We start from the raw sequence: 7,782 nt of genomic DNA, 5'->3' as shown, positions 1-7,782 counted from the left end.
CGACGACGCCGCGTTCGCGCAGGGTGCGGTAGGCCGCGGCGGCGGTGCCGGGGTCGACGACGTGCTCGGCGGCGAGGGCGCGCACGGAGGGCAGGGCGGTGCCGGGGGGCAGGGCACCGGTGGTGACGGCGCGCTCGAGGTCGGCGGCGATCCCGGCGGCGGTCCGCGCTGCTGTGGCATCCTGTGCTGGCACAGTCACCAGACTGTACTAGTACACATTGCGGAGGACTGGCCGGATGCACGTCGTCGACCTCGACCACACCGACCCGCGCGCCGACGAGCGCTGGTCCGCCGCCCTGCCCGTCCTGCGGGAGCTGCGCCCGCACCTCGACCTCGACCTGCTCGCCGCCGTCTGCGCCGAGGGTGCGCCGCAGGGGTTGCGCTTCAGCGCCGCCCTCGACGACGACGGCACCTGCCACGGCGTCGCCGGCTGGCGGCTGTGGGCCAACACCGCCACCGTGCGCCAGCTCTACGTCGAGGACCTCGTCACCCGGGCCGGCTCCCGCTCCGGCGGTGTCGGCGCGCTCCTGCTGCGCGAGCTGGAACACCGCGCACGCGCGGCCGGGTGCACCACGCTCTCGCTGGACTCCGGGGTGCAGCGCCACGAGGCGCACCGCTTCTACTTCCGCGAGCGCCTGCACATCGCCGGCCACCACTTCACCCGCGCCCTCGCCCCGCTGCCGGGCGCCTGACCCGGCGCCCGCCCTCCTTCCCGCCCATCTCCTTCCCGCCCATCTCCGGGTTCCGGCGCTCCCGGGGCCCGCTCGGGCGCCCGGACCCGGAGACGGGCGACCCGGTGGACGCGGCGGAACCGACAAGAACGCAGGAAGGAGCCCGACGTGTTCGTCCCCCGACCCGACGCGCCCCGCGACGACGCCGAGTGCTGGCAGCACCTGGCCGCCGCCGGCTTCGGCACCCTCGTCGCCGCCGGCGGCCCCGACCGCGAGGTGCCCGTCGTCGTGCCCACGCAGTACACCGTCCACGACGTCCCCGGGTCACCGCCGCGGGTCGTGCTGCACCTGGCCCGCCCCAACCCGGTCTGGGCGGCCGTGGCCGAACGCCCCGTGGCCGTCCTCTCCGTCGCCCGCGACTGGGCCTACGTGCCCGGTGCGTGGAACGCCGGCAGCGGCACCGACCCCGACCTCGGCGTGCCCACGACGTACTACGCGGCGGTGCAGGTCGTCGCCGACGTCGAGGTCGTCGAGGAGCCCGGGGCGCTGCTCGACCTGCTGCGCGTGCAGCTGGCCGCCCTCGACCCGCAGCTGGCGGACCCGCAGGCCCACCGCAACGTGCTGCGCGGCATCCGCGGCGCGGTGCTGCACCCCCGCGAGGTCCGCGGCAAGTTCAAGGTCGGCGGCAACCGGGACGCCGCCCACCGCGCCGGCGTCGCCCAGCGCCTCGCCGGGCGCGACGGCCCCGGGGACGCGGCGGTGCTGGCGCACCTGCACCGCCGCGAGCCGGCGCGGCGCTGAGGGCACCTCAGCCCGCCTCGCGCAGCACCCCGCCCCGCTCCAGCACGAGCGTGCGGGTCAGGCCCAGCCGCGCCAGCAGGGCGTCGTCGTGGCTGACGACGAGCAGCCCGCCCCGGTAGGCGCCGAGGGCGTCCACGAGCTGGTCGGTGCTGCGCACGTCGAGGTCGTTGCTCGGCTCGTCCAGCACGAGCAGCTGCGGCGGCGGGTCGGCCAGCAGCAGCCGCGCCAGCGCCACCCGGAACCGCTCGCCGCCGGACAGGCTGCGGACCGGCCGGTGGACGGCGTCCCCGCGCAGCAGGAACCTCGCCAGCCGGGCCCGCACCAGGTTCACCGGCACGTCCGGGGCGGCGGCGCGGACGGCGTCGAGCACGCCGGCGTCCTCGTCGAGCCCGTCGCGGCGCTGCGGCAGGTAGCCCACCCGCTCGGTGAGCAGCCGCCCGCCCGCCCGGCCGGCGCCGCCGTCGTGGGGGTGGCCGCGCACGAGCCGCTCCAGCAGGGTGGTCTTGCCCACGGCGTTGGCCCCGACGAGCGCCACCCGCTCCGGCCCCCGCAGCACGAACGGCGCGCCACCGGTGCCGTGCAGCTCCGCCAGCCGCCGCGCCGCGGGCACCGCCGGGTCCGGCAGGTCGATGCGGATGGCGGTGTCCTCCCGCACGCGGGCGCGCGCGGCGTCGAGGGCGTCCTGTGCGGCGGCGACCTTGCCGTCGTGCTCGGTGCGCAGCCTGCCCGCGGACACCTGGGCCTCCGTCGCCCGCTGCTTCATGACGATCTTCGGGCGGCGCTTGTTCTCGAAGTCGGTGCGGGCGTAGCGGGCGCGGCGGGCGAGCACCGTCTCCGCCTCGACCCGCTGCCGCCGCTGCAGGGCGAGGGCCTGCGCGGCGGTGCGCTCGGCCTGCGCGGCCGCGGCCTGCTCGGTGGCCAGGTGCTCCTGCCAGGCGCCGTAGGGGCCGCCGAACGTGCTCAGCCGGCCGGCGTGCAGCTCGGCGGTCTCGTCGAGCTGGTCCAGCAGGGCGGTGTCGTGGCTGACGACGACGAGGGCGCCGCGCCAGGTGCGGACGAGGTCGACCAGCCGGGCGCGGGCGTCGCGGTCGAGGTTGTTCGTCGGTTCGTCGAGCAGGGTCACCGGGACGGCCCGCAGCCGCAGCCCGGCGACGGCGACGAGCACGGCCTCGCCGCCGGAGAGCCGGCCCACCGGGCGGTCGAGGTCGCCGGCGCCCAGCCCGAGCGGTGCCAGGGCCCGCGCGGCGCGCGCCTCGACGTCCCAGTCGTCGGCGAGGGTCTCCAGGTGGCGGGCGAGCAGGGTCTCGTCGGTGGTGCCGGCCTCGACGGCCCGCAGCGCGTCGAGGCGGGCGCGCACGCCGAGCAGGTCGGCCACGGTGGTGCCGGTGGCCAGCGGCACCGTCTGCGGCAGGTGCGCGACGGGTCCGGTGGTGCGCACCGAGCCGCGGGTGGGTCGCAGCAGGCCGGCGACGAGGCGCAGCAGGGTGGACTTGCCGGAGCCGTTGGCGCCGACGAGGCCGGTGCGCCGGGCGCCGAAGGAGCCGGTGACGCCGGTGAGGGCGTCGGTGCCGTCGGGCCAGGTGAGGGTGACGTCGGTGAGCACGACCGCGGCGCGCGCCTGGTCGTGGCGCAGGTCGTGGGAGGGGTTGGCGGGCACGGGGGCTCCCGGGGGGGCGTCGGCGGGTGCGCTGGCGCCGGGCCCTGCGGCGGGCGGGTCAGCGCGCGGACGGTGCGGCACCGGCGCGGAGCTCCACCGCGGCCACCTCCTGCCCGCTCGACGACGTGGTGCCCCGAGCGTGCGCCCGGCGCACCGGCCGGGGCAACGGGTTTTCACCCCCGCGCCCGGCACCCCCGCGCCCGGCACCCCCGTCGTACCCGCCGCGGGGTGACGGGTATGACGGGGGCGTGAGCGATGCGGACGCGGACCCCGGTGCCGGCGGCGACGGGCCGGAGGTGGTGCTGGGGCTGGTCGCGGCACCCGGCGCCGCCGGGGACCTGGCCGCGGGGCTGGTCGAGGACGTGCGCGCGGGCCTGGCCGAGCGCTTCGCGGGGGTCGGCTGGCGGGTGGAGCTCGTGCAGGACGGGCTCGTCGCCCCGCCGGCGGGGGACCGGGAGCTGGTGGAGGCGGCCCGCGCGCTGCTGCTGGAGCGCGGCTGGGACCTCGTGGTGTGCCTGACGGACCTGCCGCTGCAGGTGGCGCGCCGCCCCGTGGTGGCGCACGCCAGCCCGCTGCACTCCGTCGCCGTGGTCAGCGTGCCGGCGCTGGGTGCGCTGGCCCTGCACCGGCACGCGCGCGCCGCCGTGCTGACCCTGGTGGGGCGGCTGCTCGACGGGGTGCCGGGCGCCGGTGAGGACGAGCGGTCGCGGACGGCCCGCCGGGCGCGGACGACCCGGCGGCTGCGGGAGCTGGGGATCGACGCCGACCCGCGGGCCGAGGGCGTGCGCTTCGGCGCCCGGGTGCTGCGGGGCAACGTGCGCCTGCTCGCCGGGATGGTGCGCACCAACCGGCCCTGGCGGCTGGCCGCGCACCTGTCCCGCGCGCTGGTCGCCGCGGTCACCACGGGGGTGTTCGCGCTGATCACGCCGGACGTCTGGCGGCTGGCGGACTCCCTGGGGGCGTGGCGGCTGTCGGTGGTGGCGCTGGCGTCGGTGGCCGCGATCGTCGTGACGCTGCTGGTGGGGGCGGGGCTGTGGGAGCGGGCGCACCACCGCGGGGTGCGCGAGCAGGTCGCCCTGTTCAACATCGCGACCACGGTGACGGTGCTGATCGGTGTGCTGGCCCTGTACGGGGCGCTGTTCGCGCTGTCCCTGGCGGCCGCCCTCCTGCTCGTGGTGCCGTCGCTGCTGGCCGAGGGCCTGGGTCACCCGGTGGGGTTCGCCGACCACCTGCAGCTGGTGTGGCTGACGTCGTCGCTGGCCACCGTGGGCGGTGCGCTGGGCGCGGGGCTGGAGGCCGACGAGACGGTGCGGCAGGCCGCCTACGCCTACCGCAGCGACGGCAGCGCCGAGGACCTGGTCGGGGAGCGGCCGCCCTCGGCGGGTTCCGCGGCCTGATCCTCAGCCCGGCACGCCGGCGGCGGCGGCGATGCGGGCGACGCTCTCCTCGTCCAGCAGCAGGACCTCCTCGCCGTCGCCGGGGGCGGGCACGGCGAGCACCGTGGTGCGCACGGTGTCGGCGTCGAGCTCCAGCAGGCAGGCGCCGCTGCCCCGCACGGCCCGCTCCCGGCCGGGCGCGACGAGCACGTCGGTGCGGTTGGCGACGCCGGGTGCCACGACGACGTGGATCCCGCGCAGGTCGGCGACGTACGGGTGGTGGTAGTGCCCGCCGAGCACCGCCCGCACGTCGGTGCCGGCCAGCGCCGCGAGCAGCTCCTGGGGCCGCTGCAGCCGCAGCGCCTCGTGCAGCGCGGTGGGCGCCGGCAGCGGCGGGTGGTGCACGACGACGACGCTGCCCCGGGGGGCGGGCTCGGCCAGCACCCGGCGCAGCCGGGCGAGCTGCCCGGGGCGCAGCTCGCCGTAGCCGCGGCCGGGCACGGAGCTGTCGAGGGCGACGACGCGCAGGCCGGCGACGTCGTGCACGGCGTCCAGCGGTCCCGGCCCGCCGTCGCGGTCGAGCAGGACCCGGGCGAACGGTCCGCGCTGGTCGTGGTTGCCGGGCACCCACACCACGTGGGCACCCCGTGCGGCCGCGAACGCCCCGACGAGGTCGCGGGCGGTGGTGTAGGACTCGGCCGAGCCGTCGTCGGAGACGTCCCCGGAGACGACGACGGCGTCGAGGCCGGCGAGGGGCGCGAGCCCGGCCAGCAGGTGCCGCAGCGCCGCCGTGGTGTCGACGCGCCCCTGGTGCAGCCGCCCGGGGACCGTGAGGTGGGTGTCGGACAGGTGCAGCAGGCGCGCGCTCGTCACGGCCCGATCCTGCCCGGTGCGCGCCCACCCCTGTCGCGCCCATCTCCGGGTTCGGGCGGCGACGACCCGGCCCCGGAACGCCCGAACCCGGAGATGGGCGCGACAGGGGAGGGGCGCGGGTCGCTCACCGGTGGGGGCCGGCGTCCCGCAGCCGGCGCCGCGCCACGTCGAGCGCGTCGGCGAGGTCGGCGAGCTGGCGGCGGTCGAGCAGGTCGACGAGGTGGTCGCGCACCACCCGCACGTGCCCGGGGGCGGTGCGGCGCAGGACGTCGGCGCCGGTGTCGGTGAGCACGGCGAGGACGCCGCGGTCGTCGTCGGCGCAGGCCTCGCGGCGCACGAGGCCGGCCTTCTCCAGCTGGGTCACCTGGTAGGTGAGGCCGCTGCGGGAGGTGACGAGGAGGTCGGCCAGCTCGGTCATCCGCAGCCGGGTGCCGGGTGCCTCGGCGAGCCGGGTCATGAGTTCGTACTGCGGTTGGGTCAGGCCGCCGTCCTCGCGCAGCTGCTGGTCGATGCGCCGGTGCAGCAGGTTGCTGGTGTCGAGGAAGGCGACCCACGCCCGCATCTCCAGCTCGTCCAGCCAGGGGGTGTCCACGGCGCCACGATAGCCCACTTGTTTCGAATTCGAAGGAGCTGCTACGTTCGCCATGTGCTTCGAATTCGAAGCACATGGCGGGGCACCGCCCCGGACCCGAACCCTGGAGACACCGTGAAGATCGCGATCCTCGGCGCCGGCAACGTCGGCTCGGCCCTGGCCCCGCTGCTCACCGGCGCCGGTCACCACGTCACCCTGGCGGCGAGCACGCCGGGTTCCGCCCGCCTGCGGCAGGCGGCCGAGACCAGCGGCGCCGAGACCGCCGACGCGGCCGCGGCCGCCGCCGGCGCCGAGCTGCTCGTCCTGGCGGTCCCCTTCACCGCGCTGGACGCCGCGCTCACCGAGGACGTCCGCAGCGCCCTCACCGGCACCGTCGTCGTCGACGCCACCAACCCGCTGGCGGCGGACTTCATGTCCCTCACGCTGGGGCACACCACCTCCGCCGGGGAGCAGGTCGCCGCCCGGCTGCCGCGCTCCAGCGTGGTCAAGGCGTTCAACACCGTCATGGCCGCCACCCTCGCCACCCCCGTGCTGGGCGGGGTGCGCCAGCTGCTGCCGGTCGCGGGCGACGACGCCGCCGCCAAGGACGTCGTGATCGGGCTGGGCGCCGAACTCGGTTTCGACGCCGTCGACGCCGGCCCGCTGAGCAACGCCCGCTACCTCGAACCCGCCGTCGAGCTCCTCGTCCAGCTCGCCTACGGGCAGGGCCTCGGCCCCGGCATCGGCCTGCACCTGGCACGCGCCTGACCGCCCCACCGCCCGGCAGGATGGGCGCCGTGAACCCCGCCCCGGCCGTCCGCCCCGCCGTCGAGGGCGACGCCCGCGCGATCGCCGAGGTCCACGTGGCCGGCTGGCGCGGCGGGTACCGCGGGCTCGTCGACGACGCGGTCCTCGACGCCCTGTCCGTCGAGGACCGCGCCGCCGGCTGGGCGCGCGGCCTGGCCGGCGGCAGCCGCGTCCTGCTCGCCGGGACCGGCGGGCGGGTGGAGGGTTTCGCCTGTTTCGGCGCCGCCCGCGACGAGGACCTGCCCGCCGGGACGGGCGAGGTCCACGCCCTGTACGTCCTGCCCGCCGCGTGGGGGCGCGGCACCGGGGGCGCGCTGCTGGACGCGGCCGTGGCGGAACTGCTGACCGGCGGCGCTCCAGGCGTCGTGCTGTGGGCGCTGGAGGGCAACGCCCGCGCCCGCCGCTTCTACGAGCGGCGCGGCTGGCGCACCGACGGCGTGCGCCGGGTCGAGCGGTTCGACGGGCAGGAGCTGCCGGCCGTCCGCCACCGGTGGGCCGGACCCGCGACGACCTGAGCCGCGACGACCTGAGCCGTAAACCCGGTGCGGGCCCGGCGCCGGCCCGGCGACGATCGGCGGATGCCGTCCCTCTCCGGTCGTGCCGTCCTCGTGACGGGTGCCAGCCGGCGCATCGCGATCGGGGCCGCCATCGCCCGGCGCGCCGTCGCCGAGGGCGCCTCGCTGCTGCTGCACTCCTGGGCGCCGCACGACGCCGAGCAACCCTGGGGCGCCGATCCCGGCGGGCCCGAAACCCTCGTCGACGAGCTGCGCGCGGCCGGTGGCCGGGTCGAGCACGTCTCCTGCGACCTGGCCGACCCGGCGGCACCGGCCGCGCTGGTGGCCGCCGCCCGCAGCGCGTTCGGGCACCTGGACGCCGTCGTGGCCAACCACGCCCGGGGCAGCTCGCTGTGGCTGGAGGACCTCACCGCCGAGGCGCTCGACCTGGACTTCGCGGTGAACACCCGCGCCACCCTGCTGCTGGTCAAGGAGTTCGCCGCGCAGCACGACGACTCCCGCCCCGGCGGGC

Annotated in this window: 10 protein-coding genes; 6 read left to right on the top strand and 4 right to left on the bottom strand. The window is 77.9% G+C overall.

Translation table 11 applies throughout. The features are described 5' to 3' along the window. Positions 1–193: GntR family transcriptional regulator (locus ABEB16_RS12200; protein ID WP_345712522.1), on the bottom strand; the 193-nt coding region annotated here is incomplete at its 3' end. Positions 194–236: 43 nt separating this feature from the next. On the opposite strand from ABEB16_RS12200, the gene ABEB16_RS12195 reads away from it, so the two are divergent. Together ABEB16_RS12195 and ABEB16_RS12190 are read left to right on the top strand one after the other, a co-directional pair. Continuing rightward, a complete protein-coding gene (locus ABEB16_RS12195; RefSeq protein WP_345712521.1) occupies positions 237–692 on the top strand; it encodes a GNAT family N-acetyltransferase in 456 nt (151 codons plus the stop codon). A 147-nt stretch (positions 693–839) separates the two neighbouring features. After that, positions 840–1,472 carry an FMN-binding negative transcriptional regulator gene (locus tag ABEB16_RS12190; protein ID WP_345712520.1) on the top strand — a complete coding sequence of 211 codons (633 nt, stop codon included), beginning with the start codon at positions 840–842 and terminating at the stop codon, positions 1,470–1,472. Positions 1,473–1,479: 7 nt separating this feature from the next. Here ABEB16_RS12190 and ABEB16_RS12185 read toward each other — a convergent pair whose 3' ends face one another. Beyond that, entirely contained in the window at positions 1,480–3,129 is a 1,650-nt protein-coding gene (locus ABEB16_RS12185; RefSeq protein ID WP_345712519.1) for an ABC-F family ATP-binding cassette domain-containing protein, read from the bottom strand. Positions 3,130–3,377: 248 nt separating this feature from the next. Here ABEB16_RS12185 and ABEB16_RS12180 point away from each other — a divergent pair, with 248 nt between their 5' ends. Continuing rightward, positions 3,378–4,526, top strand: coding sequence for a hypothetical protein (locus tag ABEB16_RS12180; protein ID WP_345712518.1), 1,149 nt, complete (start codon positions 3,378–3,380; stop codon positions 4,524–4,526). 3 nt (positions 4,527–4,529) lie between these two features. On the opposite strand, the gene ABEB16_RS12175 is transcribed toward ABEB16_RS12180, so the two are convergent. Then, positions 4,530–5,378: a metallophosphoesterase gene (locus tag ABEB16_RS12175; RefSeq protein WP_345712517.1), complete on the bottom strand. Its 849-nt coding sequence runs from the start codon at positions 5,376–5,378 to the stop codon at positions 4,530–4,532. Positions 5,379–5,502: 124 nt separating this feature from the next. Next, entirely contained in the window at positions 5,503–5,970 is a 468-nt protein-coding gene (locus ABEB16_RS12170) for a MarR family winged helix-turn-helix transcriptional regulator (protein ID WP_345712516.1), read from the bottom strand. A 114-nt stretch (positions 5,971–6,084) separates the two neighbouring features. Here ABEB16_RS12170 and ABEB16_RS12165 point away from each other — a divergent pair, with 114 nt between their 5' ends. The 3 genes from ABEB16_RS12165 to ABEB16_RS12155 form a co-directional block, all read left to right on the top strand. After that, positions 6,085–6,717, top strand: coding sequence for an NADPH-dependent F420 reductase (locus ABEB16_RS12165; protein WP_345712515.1), 633 nt, complete (start codon positions 6,085–6,087; stop codon positions 6,715–6,717). Positions 6,718–6,746: 29 nt separating this feature from the next. Beyond that, complete coding sequence (locus ABEB16_RS12160; RefSeq protein WP_345712514.1) at positions 6,747–7,271, top strand: GNAT family N-acetyltransferase; 525 nt, start codon at positions 6,747–6,749, stop codon at positions 7,269–7,271. Between the two features lie 63 nt (positions 7,272–7,334). Further along, the coding region (locus tag ABEB16_RS12155; protein ID WP_345712513.1) for an SDR family NAD(P)-dependent oxidoreductase at positions 7,335–7,782 on the top strand (448 nt) is incomplete at its 3' end.

Source organism: Kineococcus glutinatus (genome assembly GCF_039542765.1).
Taxonomy (GTDB): Bacteria; Actinomycetota; Actinomycetes; order Actinomycetales; family Kineococcaceae; genus Kineococcus_A; species Kineococcus_A glutinatus.
This window is presented reverse-complemented; position numbering and strand designations above follow the sequence as displayed.